This window comes from Arthrobacter sp. YD4, assembly GCF_030410515.1.
In the GTDB taxonomy this organism is placed as follows: domain Bacteria; phylum Actinomycetota; class Actinomycetes; order Actinomycetales; family Micrococcaceae; genus Arthrobacter.
The window spans coordinates 540245-562172 of record NZ_JAUHHD010000001.1 but is presented as its reverse complement, the minus strand read 5'-3'; the positions used below and the strand labels follow the sequence as shown (position 1 = coordinate 562172).

The following is a 21928-nucleotide window of genomic DNA, read 5'->3' as shown; positions in this document are numbered from 1 at the left end:
GTCCGCCGCCGGCCCTTACGGCCGGGCGGCGAACCGTTCCAGCAGGTCCACGTGGCCGGAGACGATCAGCATGTCCCGGGCGGAAACCTTGGTCTCCGGCCGGGCGTAGGTGAAGTCCTCGCCGGGGGACTTCACGCCCACGATCGTCACGCCGTACTTGGACCGGACCTTGGATTCCTCCAGGGTGAAGCCCACGGTCTCCCGCGGCGGGTACATCTTGACGATCGCGAAGTCGTCGTCGAACTCGATGAAGTCCAGCATCCGGCCGGAGACCAGGTGCGCCGCACGGACGCCGGCGTCGGCCTCCGGGTAGATCACGTGGTTGGCGCCGATCCGGGTGAGGATCTTGCCGTGCGAGGGCGTGATCGCCTTGACCCAGAGGTGCTCGATCCCGAGGTCCACCAGGTTGACGGTGATCAGCACGGACGATTCGATCGAGGTGCCCACGCCGACGACGGCGGAGCTGAACTCCTGCGCGCCGAGCTGGCGGAGGGCGTCGATGTTGGTGGCGTCGGCCTCCACCACGTGGGTGAGGACGCTGGACCACTTCTGCACCAGGGTGCGGTCGCGTTCGATCGCCAGCACCTCGCGGCCCTGCTTGACGAGCTGTTCGGCGGTGGACGCGCCGAAGCGGCCCAGTCCGATCACCAGGACCGGGGCATTGTGGGCGGGGCGGTTGACGGCGCCTGAGGAACTAGCCAATGATCGGTCTCTCTTCCGGGTAGTGGTACAGCTGGCTTCGCTGGCGCAGTGCCAGCCCGGCCGCGAGCGTGACGGTCCCGACGCGGCCGGCGAACATCAGCACGGTGAGGACATAGACGCCGGCCGGCGGCAGTTCGGCGCTGAGGTTGGTGCTCAGGCCCACCGTGGCGAAGGCGGAAATCGTTTCGAACAGGACCCGGTCCAGGGTGGCACCGCTGATCTGCAGCAGCAGGAGTGCGGACACGGCCACCAGGGTGGCGCCGGCGACGATCACCGAGATGGCCACCCGCATGGTGCCCTCCGGGATGGTGCGGCCGTAAATTTTCACGTCGGCGTCGCCGCGGGCCTCGGCCACGATGGCCAGGAACATCACGGCGATGGTGGTGACCTTGATGCCGCCCGCCGTCGACGCCGAGCCGCCGCCGGCGAACATCAGGGCGTCGCTGAGCAGCATGGTGGCCGAATCCATGTGGTTCTGGTCCACCAGGTTGAAGCCGCCGGAGCGGGTCATGACGGAGGCGAACAGCGAGTGCGTGATCTTGTCGCCCACGCTCATGCTGCCGATGGTGCGGACGTTGTTCCACTCCAGCAGGCCCCACAGGACGGCGCCGGCGGCCAGGAGGATCAGCGAGACCTGGATGGTCAGCTTGGTGTGCAGGTTCCATTTCTTCCAGTTCAGGCCGTTCTGCTGGAGCACCATCACCACCGGGAAGCCCAGGCTGCCCAGGAAGACGCCCAGCATCAGCGGAACCAGGATCCACAGGTCCGTCTCGTAGGGCACGATCCCGTCCGAGTGCGGCGTGAACCCGGCGTTGTTGAAGGCGGAAATGGAGTAGAAGATCCCGTGCCAGAGGGACTGTCCGAAGCTCTCGCCCAGGGACAGGAACCGCGGCACCATCGCGGCGGCGAGGACCGCCTCGATCACCACGGAGGTGACGATCACGATCCGCAGCAGGGTGCCCACCTCACCGAGCCGGCCGGCGTTGTTCATGGCCTCCTGGGCGATGAGCTTGCCGCGGACGCCGAGTTTCTTGCTCACCACCAGGGCGAGCAGGGACGCCAGGGTCAGTGTGCCGAGGCCGCCGACGAAGATCCCCACCAGGATCACGAGCTGCCCGAAAAAGGACCAGTGCACGGCCGTGGACACCACGGTCAGGCCGGTCACGCAGACCGCGGAGACGGCCGTGAATAGGGCTTGGTGCAGCGGGGTGGCCTGGCCTGTGGCCGAGGAAACGGGCAGCGAGAGCAGGGCGGTGAAGACGAGGACGACGACGGCGAACGCGGTGACCGCCAGCCGTGCCGGGGACGTGTTCGCGATGTCGTCCACGAAGTCGCGCAGCCGGGTGAGGATCCACAACCCTTCCCGCTCCGGCTGGCCGGGGTGCCAGCTGGCCGGGTGGGGTGACCTCGACTGGCTTTGCTTCATGTGCGGTTTGTCCTCGGTTGAAACGGCGTCCACAGTAGTAAACCACTATATTCCGCGGTCGGACGGGGGAGGGGGTGCGCTCCGGTAGCCTGTGAGGGATGACTTTCCTGCCCGGACTCGCCCAGGCCGCATTACCAACGACGGTGGTGTGGGACTCCGCTATGACGGCGTACAACTTCGGCCACAGTCACCCGATGGCGCCGGAGCGGATGGAACTGACTGCCCGGCTGTCCCGGAGCCTCGGCCTGCTGGACCTCGACCACGTCACGGTGGCCGCCCCGGAGGTCGCCACCGACGCCGAGCTCGCCGCCGTTCACAGTGAGGACTACATCGCCGCCGTCCGCCGCGTCAGCGCCGATCCCGCCACGCCGGATGAGAAGCGCGGCCTCGGAACCGAGGACGACCCCGCCTTCGCCGGGATGCACGAGGCGAGCGCGCGCCTGGCGGGCGGATCGCTGCTGGCGGCCGGCGCCATTCTGGACGGCAGCGCGGTCCGTGCTGTGAACTTCGGCGGCGGCATGCACCACGCGTCCCGTGAGCGGGCCAGCGGCTTCTGCATTTACAACGACGCAGCCCTCGCCATCCAGCGGCTGCTTGACGGCGGCGTGCAACGGGTGGCGTACGTCGACGTCGACGCCCACCACGGCGACGGGACCCAGAGCATCTTCTGGGACGACCCGCGGGTACTCACCATTTCGCTGCACGAGACCGGGCTGACCTTGTTCCCCGGCACCGGGTTCGCCAACGAGATCGGCGGCCCCAACGCCCAGGGCAGCGCCGTGAACGTAGCCCTCCCGGCCGGGACGGGCGACGCCGGCTGGCTGCGCGCCTTCCACGCCGTCGTGCCGCAGCTGGTCGGGGCGTTCGAACCCGAGGTGATCGTCAGCCAGCACGGCTGCGACTCGCACAGGCTGGACCCGCTGACGCACCTGAACATCAGCGTGGACGGCCAGCGGGAGGCGGCCTCCGCCGTCGCCGGCCTCGCCGCCCGCTACTGCGACAATCGGTGGATCGCCACCGGCGGCGGCGGGTACAACGTCATAACCGTGGTGCCCCGTTCTTGGAGCCACCTGGTGGCGATCGCCGCCGGCCGCCCGGTGCCGCTACGCACCCCCGTTCCGGAGGACTGGCGCCAGCACGTCAAGGACACGTACGGGGCGAAGTACGGCGTGGAGCCGCCCACGGTGATGGGCGACGACGTCGATCTCTGGTGGCGCTCCTGGGAGGTCGGCTTCGATCCCAACGACGCCGTGGACCGCACCGTCATGGCCACCCGCAAGGAAGTTTTCCCGCTCTACGGCCTGGACCCCTGGTTCGACTGAACCCGGCCCGCCCGGTGGATGCCATCCGGCGTATATGTCGCTAGGGTGGAGGGCATGGTGACAGACGACGTATTTGCCGTCATTGCAGAGTCCACCCGCCGGGAGATCCTGATGGCCCTCCGCGACGGAGACAAGGCCGTGGGGGAGCTGGTGCAGGAACTCGAGGCCAGCCAGCCCACCATCTCCAAGCACCTCAAGGTTCTGCGCGAGGCTGACCTGGTCAGCATGCGGGCGCAGGGCCAGAAACGCTACTACGCGCTGAACCCCGGGCCGCTCGCCGACGTCGCCTCGTGGCTGGGCACGTTCGACGGCGTCGCTCCCGCCGAACCCGCCGCTACCGCGCCCGCGTTCTCCGCCGCGCCGGTCGATGCCGCGTCCGCCGCGTCGCCGGCCGAGGCACCCGGGACCCTGGCCGAGGCCGTCACCGGAACCCCGGCCAGCAGCGGCCGTCCCACGGAACTCCCCGCGGAGAGCTCGCTGAGCCCCGCCGTCGCGCTCCCGGTCGGCACCCTGCCCGACGGAACACTAGCTCCGGGAGCTGTGGCCGAGGACCGGCGGCCGCAGCAGATCGGCCGGACCGTGGGCCGCGCCGCAACCCGCGCCGCGGACCTGCTGGCCAACCTGCCGAAGTTCGGCCGCAAGAAATAACCCGCGACCGCACGACTCAGGCCGCAAGACTCCGACAGCACGACTCAGGCCGCCATGAATGTTCATGGCGGCCTGATGTGTGTCTCCTCTGGGGGCCGCTCCTACCGCTGCAGCAGGTGCACGTGGTCCGGGGTCAGGTCCGCGATCCGGCTCACGCCCAGGAGCGCCATGGTGCGGCGCATGTCGGTGGCCAGAATCTCGATCGCCCGCTCCACGCCGGCCTGTCCGCCCGCCATCAGCCCGTAGAGGTAGGCCCGTCCGATCAGCGTGAAGTCCGCCCCCATCGCCAGTGCCGCGATGATGTCCGCGCCGCTCATGATGCCGGTGTCCAGGATGACGGCTGCGTCACTGTTGTCGGAACGGAGCGCCGCAGTGACCTCCGGCAGGAGGTGGAAGGGGATCGGGGCGCGGTCCAGCTGCCGGCCGCCGTGGTTGGAGAGCACGACGCCGTCGGCCCCGTGGTCCACGACCTTGCGGGCGTCGTCGACGGTCTGGATGCCCTTTACCACCAGCTTGCCCTTCCAGGTTTCCCGGAGCCAGTCCAGGTCCTCGAAGGTCAGGGTGGGGTCGAACATCGAGTTGATCAGGTCGGCCACCGTGCCGGTGTACCGCGAAAGCGAGGCAAACGTGAGCGGCTCGTGGGTGAGGAAGTTGAACCACCACTCCGGCCGGTAGGAGGCGTCCAAGACCGTCTTCAGCGTCAGGGCTGGCGGGATGGTCATGCCGTTGCGGACGTCGCGCAGCCGGGCCCCGGCGACGGCTGTGTCCACGGTGACCATGAGGGTGTCGTTCCCGGCCTTCGCCGCCCGTTCGATCAGTTCCAGCGAGCGGTCCCGGTCCGTCCAGAGGTAGAGCTGGAACCAGTTGCGGCCCTCCGGTGCGGCGGCCGCCACGTCCTCGATGGAGGCGGTGCCCATGGTGGAGAGGGTGTAGGGAATGCCTGCCGCGGCGGCCGCCCGGGAACCGGCGTACTCGCCCTCGGACTGCATCATCCGGGTGAAGCCGGTGGGGGCGATGCCAAACGGCAGCCGCGAGGCCTTGCCCAGGATGTCCGTGCCCAGGTCAACGGCCGAGACGTTACGGAGAACGCCCGGACGGAACTCTATGTCCTGGAAGGCCTGCCGGGCGCGGTTCAGGGTGATCTCCGCCTCGGCGGCGCCGTCCGTGTAGTCGAACGGGGCCTTGGGCGTCCGCCGCTTGGCGATGGCGCGGAGGTCCCAGATGGTGCTGGCGCGGCGGAGGCGGGCGGCACGGCCGAGTTCCGGCTTCTTGAACTGCATCAGTGGCGCCAGGTCCGCGTACTTCGGGATCCTGCGCCGCAGGGCATCCGGCAGGGCATCCGGCAGGGCGGGTGCCTGGGGGCCCGCCGGCTGGGCGGCCGGTGCGCCGGAGCCCGCGCCAACACCGTCGTGGAAGGTGCCCGAAGCGTCATCCGCTCCGGTGTCCTGCGGGGTGGTCGGCGCCTCGGGGTTGGTGGTCCCTACGGGTTGCGTCATTGCTGCCTCCGGGTCTGTCAGGCTGTGGATTGCGGTGTCGGTCGTTGGAATTCGCTGCATGCCATGGTCCATGGATCACGGGAAGCAGGCCCGGGATCATGTGGTCTAACCACACTGTAGGACAGCGGGGCTTACGGTTCAACCACCGTCCGCCCGGGCGAATGTTACGGGCTGCTTTTGCGGGGAGTCCGGCCGCGGCGCTATGGTCATTGCCATGACTAACCGTTGGTATGCGTATTTTTCGTTGGCTCTGGAGGGGCCCGCGTCTAACTGACACGCATCCAACTTTCCTTCAGAGCCAACAGGGCAGAGATCATTCTCTGCCCTTCGCCATTTCTCCGGCGGGTTCTGATCAGGGCCCGCTCCCCATCCGGAACAGGACCCATCATGAGCATCGAAGCAGCCCCGGCCCGCCAGCAGTCCACCTCTGACCTGCGGATCAACGACTTCACCCCGCTGCCCACCCCGCAGGCGATGATTGCCGACCTGCCGCTCGACGAGCGCTGCGCCGACGTCGTCGCCCGCGGCCGGGACGAGGTACGCGCGGTGATGGACGGCGTCGACGACCGGCTCCTGGTGATCGTGGGCCCCTGCTCGATCCACGACCCCAAGGCCGGCCTGGAATACGCCCGCCGGCTGGTCAGCCAGGCCGAGAAGCACCGCGGGGACCTGCTGATCGTGATGCGCACCTACTTCGAGAAGCCTCGGACCACGGTGGGCTGGAAGGGCCTGATCAACGATCCGGGGCTCGACGGCGGCCACGACATCGCGGGCGGCCTGCGGGCCGCGCGGCAGTTCCTGCGCCAGGTCACCGCCCTGGGACTGCCCACCGCCACGGAGTTCCTGGAGCCGATCAGCCCGCAGTACATGGCCGACCTGGTGTCCTGGGGTGCCATCGGCGCCCGCACCACCGAGAGCCAGATCCACCGCCAGCTCGCCTCGGGCCTGTCCATGCCGATCGGGTTCAAGAACGGCACCGACGGCGGCCTGCAGGTGGCGCTCGACGCGTGCAGCGCGGCCGGTGCCGCCCAGGCGTTCCTCGGCATTGACGGCGAGGGCCGGGCCTCCATGGTCAGCACCGCCGGCAACCCGGACACGCATGTCATTCTGCGCGGCGGCAGCGGCGGCCCGAACTACGCAGCCGCCGACGTCGAGGACGCCTCCGCCAAGCTGGCCGGACGGCAGCTGAACCCGCGCCTGATCGTGGACGCCAGCCACGCCAACAGCGGCAAGAACCACCACCGGCAGGCCGAGGTGGCCCTGGAAATCGGCGCGCAGCTGGAGAATGGCGTGGCGTCCGCGGCGGCGATCGGCGGCGTGATGCTGGAGAGCTTCCTGGTGGGCGGGGCGCAGGCGCTCGACGTCGACGCGCACGCCGCCGGGACCGACGACCTGACCTACGGCCAGAGCGTGACGGACGCCTGCATGGACTGGGACGTCACGGCGTCCGTGCTGGACCAGCTGGCGGCTTCGGCCCGGGCCCGCCGGGACCGGCTTACGGCGGAATAGTCCTGTCCAATTCCTGAGGAACTCTTTCACATTGGCACCAGAAACCCCTAGAGTATCTAGCACATGGTTGTTTGATGGCTCAGCATCGGCACACCGCCATGTCGTTCAGACGGGGCAGCCGTTCGCTTGAGCAAAAGGAATAAGGGAAATGTCTTCGGAGGCCAACTTCTCCAACGCGCGCTTTCTCACTGTGGCCGAGGTCGCGGAGGTCATGCGCGTATCCAAGATGACCGTGTATCGCCTGGTGCACTCCGGTGAAATGCCGGCGGTGCGTTTTGGCCGCTCCTACCGGGTTCCGGAAAGCGCCGTCGAACAGTACCTCAAGGGTGCTGTGGTCGACGGGCACACCGAAACGGCCTGAGCCAGCCGCCGTTCAACCCGGGCCGTGCTTCACCCCTGCCCGGGCCGCGGTCGTGGTGCGGGCCGCGGAGGCGGTACCCTGTTAAGGAACGTTTAACGTCATTGTAAGAACCTGTCAGTTGTTTCAGTCTGCTGCTAAGCCCGCGGACACTTCCCAACGGGCAGGTACTGCATCTAGCCGGTAAGGAACTTTCGTGGGTTCAGTTATTAAGAAGCGTCGCAAGCGTATGGCCAAGAAGAAGCACCGCAAGCTGCTTCGCAAGACCCGCCACCAGCGCCGCAACAAGAAGTAGAGATACTTCGTTCAGCGTGAAATGCCCGTTGCCTTCCGGCAGCGGGCATTTTCTTTGCCCGGATCAGGGTCAGCGTGCTTTGAGGCTTGGGCGCGGAATCCGCGGCGCTCGGGGAAATCCGCACCGATTCCGGACCTGCGCATACCGGACCCGGGGTGCGCCGGTCCGAATCCGCCGCCTCCGTCCGGAACCGTAGCGGAAACGGTGACGCCGGGGCTGTCCCATCCGGGGGAGCGCCGCCTCGGTCCGGAACCGTAGCGGAAACCGGGCCAGCTTAGGCGGTGGGGCCGCGGAAGCGGGAGTAGCTGCGCCAGAGGCCGTAGATGGCGCCGCCGACCGTGGCCGCCTTCAGGCCCAGGGTCGCGGCGCGGCGGCCGGACCGGAAATCGTAGACCGGCCAGTTGTTCTCGCGGGCGTGGCGGCGCAGCCGGGCGTCAGGATTGATCGCCACCGGGTGGCCCACCATGCTCAGCAGGGGAATGTCATTGTGCGAGTCGCTGTAAGCCCAGCAGCGGGACAGGTCCAGGTCCTGCTCCTCGGCGATGCGGCGGACGGCGACGGCCTTGGCCGGACCGTGCAGGATGTCGCCCACCAGCCGCCCGGTGTAGGAGCCCTCGTGGATCTCGCCCACGGTGCCGAGTGCGCCGGTGAGGCCCAGCCGGGTGGAGATCACCGTGGCCACCTCGATCGGCGTCGCGGTGACGAGCCAGACCGGCCGGTCCATCCGCAGGTGCTGTTCGGCGAGGGCCTTGGTGCCGGGCCAGATCCGGGACTCGATCATCTCGTCGTAGACCTCTTCGCCGAGGGCCTCGATGTCCTTGACGGTGAAGCCGGACGCCAGGCTGAGGGCGGTATCGCGGACGGCGTGGACGTCCTCGAGGTTCTCACCGCGGCAGACGAACATCAGCTGTTTCCAGCCAAACCCTGCGGCCTGGCGGAGGGTGAACGCCCCGCGCTGGTGCATTTTGCGTGCCACATGGAAGAGGCTGGCGCCGCGCATCAGCGTGTTGTCGACGTCGAAGAAGGCAGCTTCGCCGTGCTTCGGTGACGCTGCCGTCCGCGCGGCGACGGCGACGATCTTCTCCTCGGGCATGCCACGAGTCTAGTCAATGCGGCAGGCATCCCCGTGATCGGAGCCGTCCGCCGCACCGTAGGACCGGGCCGAAAAGCCGGGTAAACCGGGCCGAGGGGAGGGGCACGGCACCTTCGTCGGGGCCGGACCAGGGCTGCGTCGACGACGGCGGCGGCGCCCGGCTACCGTTAAACCATGGCCAGCACCGACCCGCAGCAGGCGCCCAGTCCCGCCGTCGTCCTCATCACCAAGCCGAACTGCCACCTGTGCGAGGACGCGCGCGACGCCGTGACCCGGGTGACCGCCGCGCTGGGCCTGGAGTGGTCCGAGCAGTCGATCGACGACGACGCGGCCCTGCGTGAGCGTTTCGCCGAGGAGATTCCGGTGGTGCTGGTGGACGGTGTGCAGCGCGACTTCTGGCGGATCGACGAGGCGCGGCTGACGCGGACCCTTACCCGCGCGCTCGGCACCGGCCACTGAGCAGGTCACTCAGCCTGGCACTGATAAGCCGTTCGGCCGCCGCTGCTTTGTGGGCCGAAGTCGCCCGGCCCTAGAGTGGGAAGACAACAGAACTCGATGGAGCAGATAGTGACCTCGCTGGACCCCACACCCGGCGCCCTGGCCGCGGGTGCCGGCGCAGCCGCCAAGCAAATCCCGCCCGCGGCCGTGGCGCGGCTGACACTCTATCTGCGCGCCCTCACCACGCTCCTGTCCGAGGGAGTGGACCGGGTCTCGTCCGAATCGCTCGCCGAGGCCTCCGGGGTCAGCTCCTCCACCCTCCGCAAGGACCTGTCCTACGTCGGCTCCTACGGCACCCGCGGCGTCGGCTATGAGGTGCAGTACCTGAACCAGCACATTGCCGCGGCTCTGGGACTGACCCGGGACTGGAAGGTCGCGATCGTCGGCGCCGGCAACCTGGGCAAGGCGCTGGCCCGGTACGGCGGGTTCGAATCCCGCGGCTTCGACATCGTCGCCATCCTTGACGCCGACCAGATGGTGATCGGCAGCGAGGTGGGCTGGCTGCGGGTCAGCGACGCCGCCGACCTCGAAGCGGTCCTGCACCGCACCGGCGCCAACATGGTGGTCCTGGCGCTGCCCGCCGCCGTCGCCCAAAGCGTCTGTGACCGGGTGGTGGCCGCCGGGGTACGCAGCATTCTCAGCTTCGCCCCGGTGATGCTTCAGGTCCCGGACGGGGTCAACCTGCGGAAGGTGGACATGGCCACCGAACTGCAGATCCTCGCCTATCACGCACAAAGGGCGCAGGACCCGGACGACGCCGACTGATCAGTCGGCGTCGTCCGGGTCCTGCGCCCGGCGCGTGAACGCGGCGTCTAGCGGCCGTACGGGTTCTGGCCGTACGGGTTGGCGAACGGCTGCTGCTTCTTGAAGTACGGGGCGACGGCGGGCATGTACAGGATGACGATGCCGGCGACACCGAGGACCACGGCCAGCGTGCCGAGGCTGAGCGGGAACAGGCTCAGCAGCGACAGGGCCGCCAGTACGGTGCCGAGGATGCGGGCCCAGTTCCGGCCCTTCCGGACGTTCAGGGCCACCAGGGCGTACAGGCCGGCGCTGATCACGGCGAAGACGATGATGCTGACCATCACCGCGCCCTTGATGCTGTCGTAGCTGATGTCCGCGCCGCCGGCGGCCATCTGCTGCTCGACCGTGCTGCGCATCGCGGGGTTGTCCAGGGTACCAAGCGCCAGGAGCAACGAGATCACCCAGACGACGCCGGAGGCCACCAGCAGCCAGAAGGCGGTGTTGAGCAGCTGCGGCTGGCCCGCGGCTGACTGCTGCGGCTGCTCGGACGGGTACCCGTACGGCGAGGGGCCGTCGGTGTACGCCGGGGGCTGCTGGCCATACTGCGGCTGCCCGTACTGAGCGCCGTTCTGGCCGTACTGCGGCGCATTCTGCCCATACTGGGGTGCCTGCTGGCCATACTGCGGCGCGTTCTGGCCGTACTGCGGCTGCTGCCCGTACTGCGGTGCCTGCTGGCCGTACTGGGGAGCGTTCTGGCCGTACTGCGGCGGGTTCTGTCCGTACTGGGGTGTGCCGGACTCGTGCCCGTCAGGGCTGGAGGGCTCGACTGGCGGGTTGGTCATGGCGGTCCTCTGCATTTGAAGGCGAACTGCCGGGATCAGCGCCTAGACCCTGCCCCCAGCGTGGATAGTCCCACCGTACCCCGACCGCGCGCCGTTATGCGGGAACGGATGCCGCGCACTCCCCGTGAAATACGGCGGCCTCAGGTCCGGGACTTGCCGGCGTCGAACCAGGCCTGGGCCGCCGGCAGCCACATCAGCACCGTGGCAGCGAGGCAGATGACGAAACTGGGCCAGCTCCCGCCCCCGGCCAACCCGGTACTGACGGCGGCCAGCAGGAGGCTCACACCGGCGGCGACGGTCAGGGCGTACCGGGCCCACTCCCGGCCCTCCTTCATCTTCATGGCCAGCGTCACCTGGGCCGCCGCGAGGGCGAGGGCGATCAGCACCAGAAGCAGCAGCAGGATGCCGGGACCGGGGGAGACGACGAAGAGGACCAACCCGCCAAAGAGCCCGACGACGCCGGCCAGCAGCCCGAGGAGGCCGCCGGCCACCCAAATCCAGTACGAAATCCTCAGTGGAACAGGCATCGGCGGGACCATGAACATTCCCGCGTAACCGCCCACCGGCAGAACCTCACGGAAGTTCCGGGGATGGTCTGCAGGCCACGCGAACCGGTTGGCGCCTGGCTTGGGTGGCTCGGGAAGGTCGCCGGTGGTGCTCATGAATTTCACTGTAGACGGACCCGCTGACGGTTTCGAGTTGCCACCCGGGGGCCACCTCAATGAGCGAATGCCCCGCACCATCCGAAGAGGTGCGGGGCATTCGAGGGGCCGGCCGCGGTGGCCGGAAGTGCCCGGCGCTGCCGGGGTGTGCAGACTAGGCTGCGGGGGCGATGAAGGCCAGTTCCAGGTTGATGGCAACCTTGTCGCTGACCAGCACGCCGCCGGCTTCAAGCACGGCGTTCCAGGTCAGGCCGAAGTCCTTGCGGCTGATGGTCGTCTCGGCAGTCAGGCCGGCGCGGGTGTTGCCGAAGGGATCGACGGCCACGCCGTTGAGCTCGGTCTCGAGGGTGACGGGGCGGGTGATGCCCTTGATGGTCAGGTCGCCCTGCAGCTCGTAGGCGTCGCCCTTCTCGACAATGCCGTTGGAGACGAAGGAGATCTCCGGGAACTTCTCGACGTCGAAGAAGTCTTCGCCGCGGACGTGGCCGTCGCGGTTGGCGTCGCCGGAGTCGAAGCTGGCGGTCTTGATGGTGGCGTTGACCTTGGAATCGGCGACGTTCTCGGAGAGGTCGAGAGTGGCGTCGGCTTCCTTGAACTGGCCGCGGACCTTGCTGATGCCCGCGTGGCGGACGGTGAAGCCGATCTCGCTGTGCGAGTTGTCGAGGGTCCAGGTGCCGGCGGTGAGGTTAGCGGGAAGTGCCATGGTGGTTCTCCTTGAGTAAGTGATTCGTTCGGATCGTTGTCTGATCGTCGGTCGCGGCCTCATTGGTTGAAGTCTCAACTAACTGCTCACCCAGTATAAACATGCATTTGCATCTTTTATTCCACCTGCGGGGAACATTTCGGAAAAAACTTGAGTTCTACTCCTCGTAGAAGATTTCGTCATTGCCCCTGCCCTTTGAGAAACTGGTACACATGCCCCACGCGACTGTTCATCTGCTCCGCCATGGCGAGGTCCATAATCCCGACGGCGTCCTCTACGGCAGGCTCCCGGAATTCCACCTCTCCCAGCTGGGCCGGGAGATGGCGCAGACCGTCGCGGACCACTTCAGCCGCCGCGTCGCCGAGGGCGCCAACATCGTGCACCTGGCGGCGTCGCCGCTGACCCGGGCGCAGGAGACGGCGCAGCCGATCTCGCAGGCACTGGGCCTGCCGATCGCCACCGAGGGACGCATTATCGAGGCGGCCAACTACTTCGAGGGGATGCAGGTGTCCCGCTCCGAGATCCTCAAGCCCCGGCACTGGCCCATGCTCCGCAACCCGCTCCGCCCCTCCTGGGGAGAGCCATACCAGGAGCAGGCCACCCGCGTCCGCGCCGCCGTCCAGGACGCCCGGCTCAAGGCCATGGAACTCGGCGGTGAGGACGCCCAGGCCATCCTGGTCAGCCACCAGCTGCCCATCTGGGCCACGCGCCTGAGTGCCGAAGGCCGCCGCTTGTGGCACGATCCCCGCAAGCGCGAATGCACCCTGACGTCCGTGACCTCCCTCGTGTTCAACGACGACGGCACGCTGCTGCGCGTGGACTACAGCGAACCCGCCGCCGCCCTGCTTCCGCGCGCGTCCAGCACCCCGGGAGCCTGAGCATGGAGACGACGAACCCCCGCGTCACCCGGCGCGGCCTCCTCGCCGCCGGCGGTGCGGGCCTGGCCGCGGTACTGGGCCTGACCGGCTGCGCCCAGGAAGACGACCTGGCCAAGCAGGCCAAAGCCGGGGACAACAAGAACTACGTTGCCGGCGACGGCTCCGTCACCGAATTCGCAGCCGCGGACCGCAAGAAGCCGGTGGACCTCAAGGGCACCCTCTTCGACGGCACCACCGTCACCGCCGCGCAGTTCCAGGGCAAGGTCACCGTCCTGAACTTCTGGTTCGCCGCCTGCGCCCCCTGCCGGGTGGAGGCACCCTCGCTGGAGGCCCTGCACCAGGAGTTCAAGGACCAGGGCGTGCAATTCTACGGCGTCAACCTCCGCGACGAGAAGGCGACGGCGGACGCGTTCGACAAGACCTTCAACCTGACCTACCCGAGCTTCAACGACAAGGACGGGGCGGTCCTGCTGGCCGTCTCCGGCCTGGTTCCCCCCGGCGCCGTCCCCACCACCCTGGTCCTCGACAAGCAGGGCCGGGTGGCCTCCCGCGTGCTCGGCGAAATCGAGAAGGGCACCCTGAAGTCCCTCATCGCCGCGGCCGTGGCCGAGTGAGCCGGTAGCTGCCGCCGTGAACAGTCCCTTCGCCGAAGCCATCCTCAACGGATCCCTCCTGCTGGCCATCCCGGTGGCCCTGCTGGCCGGGTTCGTGTCATTTCTGTCCCCCTGCGTGCTGCCGCTGGTGCCCGGCTACCTCGGCTACGTGACCGGGCTGACCGGCGTCGACCTGCAGAAACAGCGCCGGGGACGGATGCTGGCCGGGATCGGGCTTTTCGTACTGGGCTTCTCGGTCATCTTTGTCCTGCTCGGCGGGGCGTTCGGCCAGCTCGGCACGCTGATCACCGGATCCCAGAACGGCTGGATCACCCAGCTGCTCGGCATCCTCGTGATCATCATGGGCGTGGTCTTCCTGGGCGGATTCTCCTGGCTGCAGCGTGACGCCAAGATCCACGCCAAACCGCCGGCCGGGCTCTGGGGAGCGCCGCTCCTGGGCGTGACCTTCGGCCTCGGCTGGGCGCCGTGCATCGGCCCCACCTACTCCGCCGTCCAGCTCCTGAGCCTCTCCGGCGGCTCCTCCGCCGCCAAGGGCGCCCTGCTGGCCTTCGTCTACAGCCTGGGCCTGGGCATCCCGTTCCTGCTGATCGCCCTGGCCGTGCGCCGCGGCGTCGGCGTCATGTCCTTTTTCCGCAAGCACCGGCTCGCCATCCAGCGCACCGGGGGCGGCATCCTGATAGCGCTGGGGCTGCTGATGGCCACCGGCGTGTGGGGTGCCTGGGTGTCCGGCCTGCAGTACTGGTTCCAAACCGATGTGAAGTTGCCGATCTGATGAGCGAGCGAGTGAACGAACAAACGAAAACCACGCCGGACGGCAAGAGCGGCACCACCACCAAGCCGCGGAAGAAGGCCGTCTCCTCGGCCAAGTCCGAGGCGGTGCTGCCCACGCTGGGCCCGCTGGGCATGCTCCGCTGGGCCTGGACCCAGCTGACCAGCATGCGCACCGCGCTGTTCCTGCTGCTGCTCCTCGCCGTCGCCGCCGTCCCCGGGTCCCTCTTCCCGCAGCGGCCGGCCAACCCCGCGATCGTCACGCAGTACATCAAGGACCACCCGGACTACGGCAAGCTGCTCGACTCGCTGCAGCTCTACGACGTGTACTCCTCGGCCTGGTTCTCGGCTATCTACCTGCTGCTGTTCATCTCGCTGATCGGTTGCGTGGTGCCGCGCGCCATCGTCCACTACAAGGCGATGCGCTCCCAGCCCCCGCGCACCCCGGCCCGGCTATCCCGGCTGCCCGAATACGGCACCCTGATCATCCCCGCCGACGCCGGGATCCCGGCGTCGCGCGCCATCGAGGATGCCGCGGCGCTCCTGAAGAAGCGCGGCTACCGCGTAGAGGTCAGGGACCGCGACGGCGAACGGCCCTCCGTGGGTGCCGAACGCGGCCTCTTCAAGGAAGTCGGCAACCTGGTCTTCCACACCGCCCTGATCGGCGTGCTGGTTTCCGTCGCGGCCGGCGGCCTCTTCGGCTACAGCGGCCAGCGGATCCTGGTGGAGGGCGATACCTTCGTCAACACCCTGGTGGGCTACGACCAGTTCAGCCCCGGTACCAACTTCCAGTCCAGCCAGCTGCAGCCGTACTCGATCCAGCTGGACAAGTTCCAGATCACCTTCGACCGCGAGTCCAAGGGCAAGTTCGGCCAGCCGATCGACTTCAAGGCCGACGTCACCACCAAGGAAACTCCGGACTCGCCGGCCAAGCAGGAAGTGCTGAAGGTCAACGATCCGCTCAGCCTCGGCGGCACCAGCGTCTACCTCACCGGTAACGGCTACGCCCCCGTGGTCACCGTCCGCGACGGTGCCGGCAACATCGCCATGCAGGGCCCGGTAGTGGCCAAGCTGCAGGGCGACAACTACTACTCCTCCGTGGTCATCAAGGTCCCGGACGCCAAGCCGGACCAGCTCGCGTTCGCCGGGTTCTTCCTGCCCACCGCCTTCATCACCCCCGAGGGCGTCTCCTTCAGCGGGGACCCTGAGCTGTTCAACCCGCAGCTGACGCTGAACTCCTACTACGGCGACCTGGGCCTGAACGACGGCGCCCCGCAGAACGTCTTCGAGCTCGACGTCAAGAAGCTGACCCCGCTGAACGCCCGCAACCTGCCGACCAAGGGCATCGTGCTCACCCCCGGTGCCACGCAGACCCTCCCGGACGGCAAGGGCTCCATCACGTTCGACGGCGTCAAGCGCTACGTCGGCGTCGACATCCACCACAACCCCGGTCAGGCCTCCGCCCTGGCGTTCGCCCTGATCGCCGTCGCCGGCCTGGTGACCTCGCTCTACGTCAACCGGCGCCGGGCCTGGGTCCGCACCGGAACGCACCCGGACGGCCGGACCATGGTCGAATACGGCCTGCTGGCCCGCGGCGAGGACCACCGCTTGGCCGGCGAAGCTGCCGCGATCCGCGCCATGCTCGCCGCCGCCTGGCCGCTGGACGAGGAACCTGACTCCGCGAAGGGTCCCGGCGACGGGGCCACGGCCTCCCAGCCCGCTCCCAGCACCATGGCGGATAATGGCCGGGCGGAGACCGTGCTGCCCGGCGCCGAGGGCGAACAAGCCCCGGAGGACGCCGCCGCAGACGCCACCCAGCCCACACCCGGCTCTACCGAGTCAAAGAAGGATCAGTAATGTTCCCCATCAACGAAACCATGGGCCAGTACAGCGAGCTCTTCATGCTCCTGGCGGCCGGTACGTACACGGTCGCGTTCATCGCCTTCGCCTGGGACCTGGCCAAGAGCAGCAAGATGCTCCGTGCCGTGGACCAGAAAGCGGCCGAGCTGTCCGCTGCCGAGCGCTCAACGGCCGAGTCCGCGCGCGTCCCGGTCGGCGCCGGGGTCGGTGCCGCCGGTGGCAGCTCTGACGCCCCCCGCCTGGCCGGTCCCGCCGACCGGGCGGAGCGGCCGACGTCCTCCGCCGCGGGAGCCGCCGCCGACGGTGCCGGTCTGACCGCCGACGGCGGCATGCGCTACGGCTCCGAGCGCCGGGTGCCCGCCCGCGTCGCCGTCGCCCTGGCCGTGCTCGGTGCAGCCATCCACGCCGCCGGCGTCATCACCCGCGGCTTCGGCGCCGGCCGAGTGCCGTGGGGCAACATGTACGAATTCCTCACCACCGGTGCGTTCGTGGCCGTGGCAGTGTTCCTGCTGGTGCTTATCCGCCGCGACCTGCGCTTCCTGGGTACCTTCGTGATCGGCCTGGCCATCATCATGCTGGTGGCCGCCTCCGTGGCCTTCTGGACCCCCGTGGGACACCTGGTGCCGGCACTGCAGAGCTACTGGCTGCTGATCCACGTGTCCATCGCGGTGCTGTCCTCGGCGCTGTTCACCCTGACCTTCGCGATGTCCGCCCTGCAGCTGGTGCAGTCGCACCGGCAGAAGACCGTGGCGGCCGGCGGCAAGGACAAGCTGGGCTTCATGCGGCTGGTCCCGAACGCCCTTTCCCTGGAGAACCTCTCCTACCGGATCAACGCCATCGCCTTCGTGGGTTGGACCTTCACCCTGATGTTCGGCGCGATCTGGGCCGAGAAGGCCTGGGGCCGGTTCTGGGGCTGGGACACCAAGGAAGTCTGGACCTTCGTGATCTGGGTGGTCTACGCCGGATACCTGCACGCCCGCGCCACCCGCGGCTGGACCGGTACCCGCGCGGCCTGGCTCTCGATCGTTGGCTACCTGTGCGTGGTCTTCAACTTCACCATCGTGAACCAGTTCTTCAACGGCCTGCACTCCTACTCGGGGCTGTAAGGCCGGAGGCCCACTTTCGGGATCTGGTCTCTCAGGACGGTCCGCTGATCCATCCGTTTGCCAGAAATGGCCGCTAAGCCAGAGCGCTTAGCGGCCATTTCTGTCAGATGGGCGGTCTCTCCCCGGACGTGCTCTGCTCCTCGGGGGGGGGTGCGGCGTCCATCCGCGGTCCAGCAGGGCCGCCCGCACGCGGCTGACCGCCGTCGGCTCCAGCCCCGAAGCGAGCGGCGTCAGGTCCCATTGGGTCAGCACCACCACCCCCCAGCCGGCGTCCGGGCCCGCTCGTCCCGGAAGATATCGCTGCGGCGTTGACGGGGTTCGGCATGGTGGCCGCCGTGGTACTGGACCGCCACCTTCTCCCGTTCGTAGGACATGTCAGGGTCCTGTATCCAGCCGCCCGTCTCATCCAGCATCGGGACGTTGATCCCGGGCTCCGGCAGCCCACAGCTGAGCAACAGGAGCCGGAGCTCCGTTTCCTTGGGGGAGTCCGTGCCTTGCCGCATCAGTGCCCTCGCCCGGGTGGCATTCCGGTAGCCGGCCTTCCCGGCCCGCGTCTGCAGGTAGGCGTCCACGGCCTGCAGGGTGGACAGCGGGTTGCGGCGCCTAAGCAGAAAGTCCCCGGCGATCACCAGGTCGTCGAGGCTCAGGCTGCCGGCGAGGTCGAACCAGGTCCGCAGCGGTGAGGTGCAGCGGATGTGCGCGCCCGTGACAATTTCGTCGGGCGTCAGAAGTTGCTGATGGCCTACGACGTTCCTGCGCCGCACTGCCCGACGCCCGGGCTGGCTCGTCAGATGGACGACGGCGGTGTCGGCGGACGCTAACGGCAATGGGAACCCCCACAGGAGCGCCGCCGAGAGATGGCTCACGACGGCGTCGGTGACCGTGGCCAGGGCGCGGGCCCGGCTGAGGAGCGTGTCCCGTTCGGTGCTGTCCGCCCGGACGCCGTGACAGGGGCTGACAAGATCCCGCGCCCGGGTCCGGCCACGGGACACCGCCGCCGCCCGGGCCTCGGCCGTGCTGAAGGGCCGGTGCAGAAGCTGGGGCGGGAGCGTGCTGGGTGGGCGCATGGAGGTCATTCTGCGCCGGTTGGAGCGGGGCAGGTGGGTTGTCCACAGGGGACCCGGGGTGTGGGGGAGGGGTGGTGCGCGTCGGACCGGCCGAAGGGACCCGTAGCAGGACCGGCGGATTCGGGGCCGAGACGCTAGGCCGGAGACGTTCCTGGCGGCGCCGGTTTGCCAGAGATGGCTGTTCTGAGGCTGCTTGAGCGACCGTTTGTGGCAAGTGGCCGCGGCAGGTGGCCCTGGCGGACGTCGGCAAGTTCGTGCGGGGGGCGAGGGGCGGGGTACAGAGGGGGCGATTCAGCGGGGAGGAGCTACTTGACCTCGTCCGTGCCCGAGGCGGGATCACCGCTGCCGTGGGCCTCTCCGGAGCCGGAGTCGCCGCGCAGGTCCCGTTCCCGGGCCTCAAGGTCGTCCTTGAGCTTCTTCAGCCGGTCCGCCTCCGCCTGGTTACGCCGGCGCAGCTCGAGGTGGCGGAGGAACTCGGGGTCGTCATCCGGGGCGGTGGGATGGCGGTACGCCGCGGGAGCCGGCCCGGCGTTGCCGCGGGGACGCCCGATCAGGAACCAGAGCACGGCACCGAGCACCGGCAGGACAATCTGGACTGCGATCCACGCGGGCTTGGAAATACCCTTCACGTCGCGGGCGTCCGTGCGGATCAGGTCGATCAGTCCGTAGACAAAGACCACCAAAACAATGATTGGTACCACCACGCGGAGCATACTTTCAGTCTAGCCGCCGCCCGGCCGTTCGGCGGCGGGGCCAGGGCACGGAGCAATAACACTCTGCCGCGGACCTCCAGTGGAACAACCGGCCGCGGACCGACGGGTCCGGGACGGCTAAACTGGGACCGTGGCTTTCCTGAAATACTCCCTCATCCGCCTGGTGCTGTTCGCACCGCTGTTCGCCCTGTTCCTCTACCTGCGGCTGGGTGTGCTGCTGGCCGCGCTCTGCGCCGGGATGATGGCGTTCGCGATCAGCTTCCTGTTCTTCCAGAAGCAGCGCGACCAGGCCACCGCTTCGCTGCACAACCGGTTCTCCGGCAAGGCCAAGCCGCTGCGCACTGCGGGCGAGGTCGACGACGCCGAGGCCGAGGACCGCCTGGTCGAGGCCCACCCGGACGTCACCGTCCGCACCGAGCGCCGCAAGGACTCCGAAGAGTCCTAACCCCATTGAGCCGGCCCGCAATCCTCGCGAGCGGACCGGTGCCCCAGGGCGTCGCCCCAGTGGCGTCGCCTAGAAACCGTGGCTTAGGACCAGCCCGATGGAGAACAGTGCCGCGTAGCCGAGGTTGATTAGGCCGGTCTGCTTCAGGACCGGGATCAGGCTCTTGCGGCGCCGGCCGGCGATCATCAGCCAGGACGGCATCAGGCTGGCCGGGATCAGCAGCAGCACGATCAGCATCCACGGCTTCGCCGGCGCCAGCACGATCACCAGCAGGATGGCGACGGCCAGCATCAGCACGTAGCTTTCCCGGGCGTGCTTGTCGCCCAGACGCACGGCGAGGGTCTTCTTGCCCGCCACCGTGTCCGTGGGGATGTCCCGGACGTTGTTGGCCATCAGCAGCGCGCAGGCGATCAAGCCGGTGCCGATCGCGCCGATGACCGCCGCGAGGCTGACCTGACCGGCCTGCGTGTACGTGGTGCCGAGGGTGGCCACCAGGCCGAAGAATACGAAGACGAACAGGTCGCCGAGGCCCAGGTACCCGTAGGGGTTCTTGCCGCCGGTGTAGCCCCAGGCGGCGAGGACGCAGCCCACGCCCACCAGGATCAGCCACCATGCCTGCGTGATGATCACCAGCACCAGCCCGAACAGCATGGCCAGGCCGAAGGCCCCGAAGGCCGCCCGCTTCACCAGCGACGGTTCCGCGGCGCCGGATCCCACCAGCCGGAGCGGGCCCACCCGGTCCTCGTCGGTGCCGCGGATGCCATCGGAGTAGTCGTTCGCGAAGTTCACGCCGATCTGCAGGAACAGCGCCACAAGGGCCGCCAGCAGGGCGTTCACCGGACGGAACGCGTCCATCTCGTAGGCGGCGGCCGACCCGATCAGCACCGGCGCGATCGCGGCGGGGAGGGTGCGGGGACGGGCGCCCTGGATCCATTGTGCGGCTGTGGCCACGTTCAGTACCTCGTTGCTTGGGGGGTGGCGGCCTGCTGGGGAACAGGCCTGGTGGAAGCTTTTACTATTTTCCCTGATGCAGGGCGTCCAGCCGAACGGCCATGCCCAGCCGGTCCGGTTTCCCGTTGGGGAGCATCAGCAAGTCATCGGCAAGATGGATGGTCTTGGGTGCCAGCGCGCCGGTCAGCGGACCCGCCGTTCCGGAGCCCAGAAGGGCGCGGAAGTCGGCCGCGGCGTCCTCGGATCCGTCGGTCAGGACCACGTACGCGGCCAGTGCCTGCCCCCATTCGGCGGAGGGCACGCCGGTCACGAACGCGGCGCGCACGCTGTCGAGCCGTTCTAGCTCTGCCTGCACGTGCGCGGCCGAAACCTTGACGCCGCCGGTGATGACGACGTCGTCCGCGCGACCCTGCACCATGAGGGTCCCGTCGGGGGACAGGGTGCCGAGGTCGCTGGTGCGGTACCAGCGGAGGCCGTCGCGTTCGACGAAGGCCGCCGCCGTCAAGTCGGGCTCGCCCAGGTACCCGGCGGCCACCGTGGCGCCGCCGAGCAGGATCCGCCCATCGGCGTCGACCGCCACCTCGACGCCCTCCAGCGGGACGCCGTCGTAGACGCAGCCGCCGCTGGTTTCGGCCGAGCCGTAGGTGGTGACGACGCGGACGCCGGCTTCCCGGGCCGCGGCCAGCAGCTCCGCCGAGGCCGGGGCGCCGCCGAGCAGGACGGCGTTGAAGCGGCGCAGCGCGGCCAGCGTTTCGGCCGACGGATCATCGAGCAGCCGCTGCAGCTGGGTGGGCACCAGGGAGGTGTAACGGAGGGTGTCGGTCAGCTCCCCGGCGGCCGCGGTGAAGGCCTCGGGGGTGAATCCGCCGGAGAGGTCCATGGCCCAGGGCCGGGTCCCGGCGAACAGCGAGCGGACCAGCACCTGCACTCCGGCCACGAACTGCACCGGGAGGGCCAGCAGCCACTGGCCCTCGCCGCGGAGCGCGATCGCCGTCGCCATGGATGAGGCGGCGAGCGCGTCGACGGTCAGGACGGTGGCCTTGGGGGTGCCGGTGGAGCCGGAGGTGCGGACCACGACGGCGGCGCCCTCCACCCCGGGGACGTCCACCGGGCGGGCCACGGGGGAGCCGTCCGGGCCGACCGAGAGTTCGACGGCGGGGCCCTCCCCGCCGAGCGCGGCGGCGAGGGCGGTCAGGACCTGGTCCAGATTTGGCGGGGCGGCTGTCAT

The 21928-nt window shown here is 68.8% G+C and carries 24 protein-coding genes; 13 read left to right on the top strand and 11 right to left on the bottom strand.

Going from position 1 to position 21928, the window contains the following annotated elements; all coding sequences use genetic code 11:
* Positions 1-15 precede the first annotated feature (15 nt).
* Positions 16-702 carry a TrkA family potassium uptake protein gene (locus QWJ39_RS02590; RefSeq protein ID WP_290256130.1) on the bottom strand — a complete coding sequence of 229 codons (687 nt, stop codon included), beginning with the start codon at positions 700-702 and terminating at the stop codon, positions 16-18.
* A complete protein-coding gene (locus tag QWJ39_RS02585; protein WP_290256129.1) occupies positions 695-2128 on the bottom strand; it encodes a potassium transporter TrkG in 1434 nt (477 codons plus the stop codon). Before QWJ39_RS02585 ends, QWJ39_RS02590 begins: the two co-directional genes overlap by 8 nt.
* 98 nt (positions 2129-2226) lie before the next feature.
* Between QWJ39_RS02585 and QWJ39_RS02580 the strand changes: the two genes are divergently transcribed.
* Positions 2227-3450: an acetoin utilization protein AcuC gene (locus QWJ39_RS02580; RefSeq protein ID WP_290256128.1), complete on the top strand. Its 1224-nt coding sequence runs from the start codon at positions 2227-2229 to the stop codon at positions 3448-3450.
* Positions 3451-3504: 54 nt separating this feature from the next.
* Positions 3505-4098, top strand: a complete 594-nt coding sequence (locus QWJ39_RS02575; protein ID WP_290256127.1) for a metalloregulator ArsR/SmtB family transcription factor — start codon at positions 3505-3507, stop codon at positions 4096-4098.
* 101 nt (positions 4099-4199) lie between these two features.
* Here the strand turns inward: QWJ39_RS02575 and QWJ39_RS02570 are convergent, their stop codons facing one another.
* Positions 4200-5594, bottom strand: coding sequence for an alpha-hydroxy-acid oxidizing protein (locus tag QWJ39_RS02570; protein WP_290256126.1), 1395 nt, complete (start codon positions 5592-5594; stop codon positions 4200-4202).
* A 387-nt stretch (positions 5595-5981) separates the two neighbouring features.
* On the opposite strand from QWJ39_RS02570, the gene QWJ39_RS02565 reads away from it, so the two are divergent.
* The 3 genes from QWJ39_RS02565 to QWJ39_RS02555 all read left to right on the top strand — a co-directional run bounded on the left by QWJ39_RS02565 (position 5982) and on the right by QWJ39_RS02555 (position 7756).
* The gene (locus QWJ39_RS02565; RefSeq protein ID WP_290256125.1) at positions 5982-7103 is read left to right on the top strand and encodes a 3-deoxy-7-phosphoheptulonate synthase; all 1122 of its coding nucleotides are present in this window, start codon (positions 5982-5984) and stop codon (positions 7101-7103) included.
* 148 nt (positions 7104-7251) lie between these two features.
* Entirely contained in the window at positions 7252-7464 is a 213-nt protein-coding gene (locus tag QWJ39_RS02560; RefSeq protein ID WP_290256124.1) for a helix-turn-helix domain-containing protein, read from the top strand.
* A gap of 193 nt (positions 7465-7657) precedes the next feature.
* Positions 7658-7756: an AURKAIP1/COX24 domain-containing protein gene (locus QWJ39_RS02555; RefSeq protein ID WP_003792170.1), complete on the top strand. Its 99-nt coding sequence runs from the start codon at positions 7658-7660 to the stop codon at positions 7754-7756.
* Positions 7757-8030: 274 nt separating this feature from the next.
* On the opposite strand, the gene QWJ39_RS02550 is transcribed toward QWJ39_RS02555, so the two are convergent.
* Entirely contained in the window at positions 8031-8849 is an 819-nt protein-coding gene (locus QWJ39_RS02550; RefSeq protein WP_290256123.1) for an HAD-IB family hydrolase, read from the bottom strand.
* A gap of 174 nt (positions 8850-9023) precedes the next feature.
* Between QWJ39_RS02550 and QWJ39_RS02545 the strand changes: the two genes are divergently transcribed.
* Entirely contained in the window at positions 9024-9308 is a 285-nt protein-coding gene (locus tag QWJ39_RS02545; RefSeq protein WP_290256122.1) for a glutaredoxin family protein, read from the top strand.
* Positions 9309-9404: 96 nt separating this feature from the next.
* Positions 9405-10112 carry a redox-sensing transcriptional repressor Rex gene (locus QWJ39_RS02540; RefSeq protein ID WP_290256121.1) on the top strand — a complete coding sequence of 236 codons (708 nt, stop codon included), beginning with the start codon at positions 9405-9407 and terminating at the stop codon, positions 10110-10112.
* 47 nt (positions 10113-10159) lie between these two features.
* On the opposite strand, the gene QWJ39_RS02535 is transcribed toward QWJ39_RS02540, so the two are convergent.
* The 3 genes from QWJ39_RS02535 to QWJ39_RS02525 form a co-directional block, all read right to left on the bottom strand.
* Positions 10160-10933: a hypothetical protein gene (locus tag QWJ39_RS02535; RefSeq protein WP_290256120.1), complete on the bottom strand. Its 774-nt coding sequence runs from the start codon at positions 10931-10933 to the stop codon at positions 10160-10162.
* 140 nt (positions 10934-11073) lie between these two features.
* Entirely contained in the window at positions 11074-11595 is a 522-nt protein-coding gene (locus QWJ39_RS02530; protein WP_290256119.1) for a hypothetical protein, read from the bottom strand.
* Positions 11596-11749: 154 nt separating this feature from the next.
* Positions 11750-12298 carry a YceI family protein gene (locus QWJ39_RS02525; RefSeq protein WP_290256118.1) on the bottom strand — a complete coding sequence of 183 codons (549 nt, stop codon included), beginning with the start codon at positions 12296-12298 and terminating at the stop codon, positions 11750-11752.
* A gap of 212 nt (positions 12299-12510) precedes the next feature.
* Between QWJ39_RS02525 and QWJ39_RS02520 the strand changes: the two genes are divergently transcribed.
* The 5 genes from QWJ39_RS02520 to ccsB are packed head-to-tail and all read left to right on the top strand — an operon-like array spanning position 12511 to position 17524.
* Positions 12511-13176, top strand: a complete 666-nt coding sequence (locus QWJ39_RS02520) for a histidine phosphatase family protein (protein ID WP_290256117.1) — start codon at positions 12511-12513, stop codon at positions 13174-13176.
* 2 nt (positions 13177-13178) lie between these two features.
* A complete protein-coding gene (locus QWJ39_RS02515) occupies positions 13179-13790 on the top strand; it encodes a TlpA disulfide reductase family protein (protein ID WP_290256116.1) in 612 nt (203 codons plus the stop codon).
* A gap of 16 nt (positions 13791-13806) precedes the next feature.
* A complete protein-coding gene (locus tag QWJ39_RS02510) occupies positions 13807-14562 on the top strand; it encodes a cytochrome c biogenesis protein CcdA (protein ID WP_290256115.1) in 756 nt (251 codons plus the stop codon).
* Positions 14562-16415: a cytochrome c biogenesis protein ResB gene (locus QWJ39_RS02505; protein WP_290256114.1), complete on the top strand. Its 1854-nt coding sequence runs from the start codon at positions 14562-14564 to the stop codon at positions 16413-16415. Before QWJ39_RS02510 ends, QWJ39_RS02505 begins: the two co-directional genes overlap by 1 nt.
* Positions 16415-17524, top strand: coding sequence for a c-type cytochrome biogenesis protein CcsB (ccsB, locus tag QWJ39_RS02500; RefSeq protein ID WP_290256113.1), 1110 nt, complete (start codon positions 16415-16417; stop codon positions 17522-17524). Before QWJ39_RS02505 ends, ccsB begins: the two co-directional genes overlap by 1 nt.
* A gap of 245 nt (positions 17525-17769) precedes the next feature.
* Here the strand turns inward: ccsB and QWJ39_RS02495 are convergent, their stop codons facing one another.
* Together QWJ39_RS02495 and QWJ39_RS02490 are read right to left on the bottom strand one after the other, a co-directional pair.
* Positions 17770-18591 carry a hypothetical protein gene (locus QWJ39_RS02495; RefSeq protein WP_290256112.1) on the bottom strand — a complete coding sequence of 274 codons (822 nt, stop codon included), beginning with the start codon at positions 18589-18591 and terminating at the stop codon, positions 17770-17772.
* 305 nt (positions 18592-18896) lie between these two features.
* The gene (locus QWJ39_RS02490) at positions 18897-19304 is read right to left on the bottom strand and encodes a PLD nuclease N-terminal domain-containing protein (RefSeq protein ID WP_290256111.1); all 408 of its coding nucleotides are present in this window, start codon (positions 19302-19304) and stop codon (positions 18897-18899) included.
* A 130-nt stretch (positions 19305-19434) separates the two neighbouring features.
* Between QWJ39_RS02490 and QWJ39_RS02485 the strand changes: the two genes are divergently transcribed.
* The gene (locus tag QWJ39_RS02485; RefSeq protein ID WP_290256110.1) at positions 19435-19749 is read left to right on the top strand and encodes a DUF4229 domain-containing protein; all 315 of its coding nucleotides are present in this window, start codon (positions 19435-19437) and stop codon (positions 19747-19749) included.
* A 69-nt stretch (positions 19750-19818) separates the two neighbouring features.
* Here QWJ39_RS02485 and QWJ39_RS02480 read toward each other — a convergent pair whose 3' ends face one another.
* Positions 19819-20700 (bottom strand): 1,4-dihydroxy-2-naphthoate polyprenyltransferase, encoded by an 882-nt coding sequence (locus QWJ39_RS02480; protein ID WP_290256109.1) that lies wholly within the window; start codon positions 20698-20700, stop codon positions 19819-19821.
* 64 nt (positions 20701-20764) lie between these two features.
* On the bottom strand, positions 20765-21928 hold the full coding sequence (locus QWJ39_RS02475; protein ID WP_290256108.1) for an AMP-binding protein: 1164 nt from the start codon (positions 21926-21928) through the stop codon (positions 20765-20767).

Excerpts from the sequence above, each read along its gene's own strand:
- QWJ39_RS02585 (WP_290256129.1), bottom strand. The coding sequence starts at position 2,128 with ATGAAGCAAAGCCAGTCGAGGTCACCCCACCCGGCCAGCTGGCACCCC.
- QWJ39_RS02580 (WP_290256128.1), top strand. The coding sequence starts at position 2,227 with ATGACTTTCCTGCCCGGACTCGCCCAGGCCGCATTACCAACGACGGTG.
- QWJ39_RS02575 (WP_290256127.1), top strand. The coding sequence starts at position 3,505 with ATGGTGACAGACGACGTATTTGCCGTCATTGCAGAGTCCACCCGCCGG.
- QWJ39_RS02570 (WP_290256126.1), bottom strand. The coding sequence starts at position 5,594 with ATGACGCAACCCGTAGGGACCACCAACCCCGAGGCGCCGACCACCCCG.
- QWJ39_RS02565 (WP_290256125.1), top strand. The coding sequence starts at position 5,982 with ATGAGCATCGAAGCAGCCCCGGCCCGCCAGCAGTCCACCTCTGACCTG.
- QWJ39_RS02560 (WP_290256124.1), top strand. The coding sequence starts at position 7,252 with ATGTCTTCGGAGGCCAACTTCTCCAACGCGCGCTTTCTCACTGTGGCC.
- QWJ39_RS02550 (WP_290256123.1), bottom strand. The coding sequence starts at position 8,849 with ATGCCCGAGGAGAAGATCGTCGCCGTCGCCGCGCGGACGGCAGCGTCA.
- QWJ39_RS02545 (WP_290256122.1), top strand. The coding sequence starts at position 9,024 with ATGGCCAGCACCGACCCGCAGCAGGCGCCCAGTCCCGCCGTCGTCCTC.
- QWJ39_RS02540 (WP_290256121.1), top strand. The coding sequence starts at position 9,405 with ATGGAGCAGATAGTGACCTCGCTGGACCCCACACCCGGCGCCCTGGCC.
- QWJ39_RS02535 (WP_290256120.1), bottom strand. The coding sequence starts at position 10,933 with ATGACCAACCCGCCAGTCGAGCCCTCCAGCCCTGACGGGCACGAGTCC.
- QWJ39_RS02530 (WP_290256119.1), bottom strand. The coding sequence starts at position 11,595 with ATGAGCACCACCGGCGACCTTCCCGAGCCACCCAAGCCAGGCGCCAAC.
- QWJ39_RS02525 (WP_290256118.1), bottom strand. The coding sequence starts at position 12,298 with ATGGCACTTCCCGCTAACCTCACCGCCGGCACCTGGACCCTCGACAAC.
- QWJ39_RS02520 (WP_290256117.1), top strand. The coding sequence starts at position 12,511 with ATGCCCCACGCGACTGTTCATCTGCTCCGCCATGGCGAGGTCCATAAT.
- QWJ39_RS02515 (WP_290256116.1), top strand. The coding sequence starts at position 13,179 with ATGGAGACGACGAACCCCCGCGTCACCCGGCGCGGCCTCCTCGCCGCC.
- QWJ39_RS02505 (WP_290256114.1), top strand. The coding sequence starts at position 14,562 with ATGAGCGAGCGAGTGAACGAACAAACGAAAACCACGCCGGACGGCAAG.
- ccsB (WP_290256113.1), top strand. The coding sequence starts at position 16,415 with ATGTTCCCCATCAACGAAACCATGGGCCAGTACAGCGAGCTCTTCATG.
- QWJ39_RS02495 (WP_290256112.1), bottom strand. The coding sequence starts at position 18,591 with ATGCGCCCACCCAGCACGCTCCCGCCCCAGCTTCTGCACCGGCCCTTC.
- QWJ39_RS02490 (WP_290256111.1), bottom strand. The coding sequence starts at position 19,304 with ATGCTCCGCGTGGTGGTACCAATCATTGTTTTGGTGGTCTTTGTCTAC.
- QWJ39_RS02475 (WP_290256108.1), bottom strand. The coding sequence starts at position 21,928 with ATGACAGCCGCCCCGCCAAATCTGGACCAGGTCCTGACCGCCCTCGCC.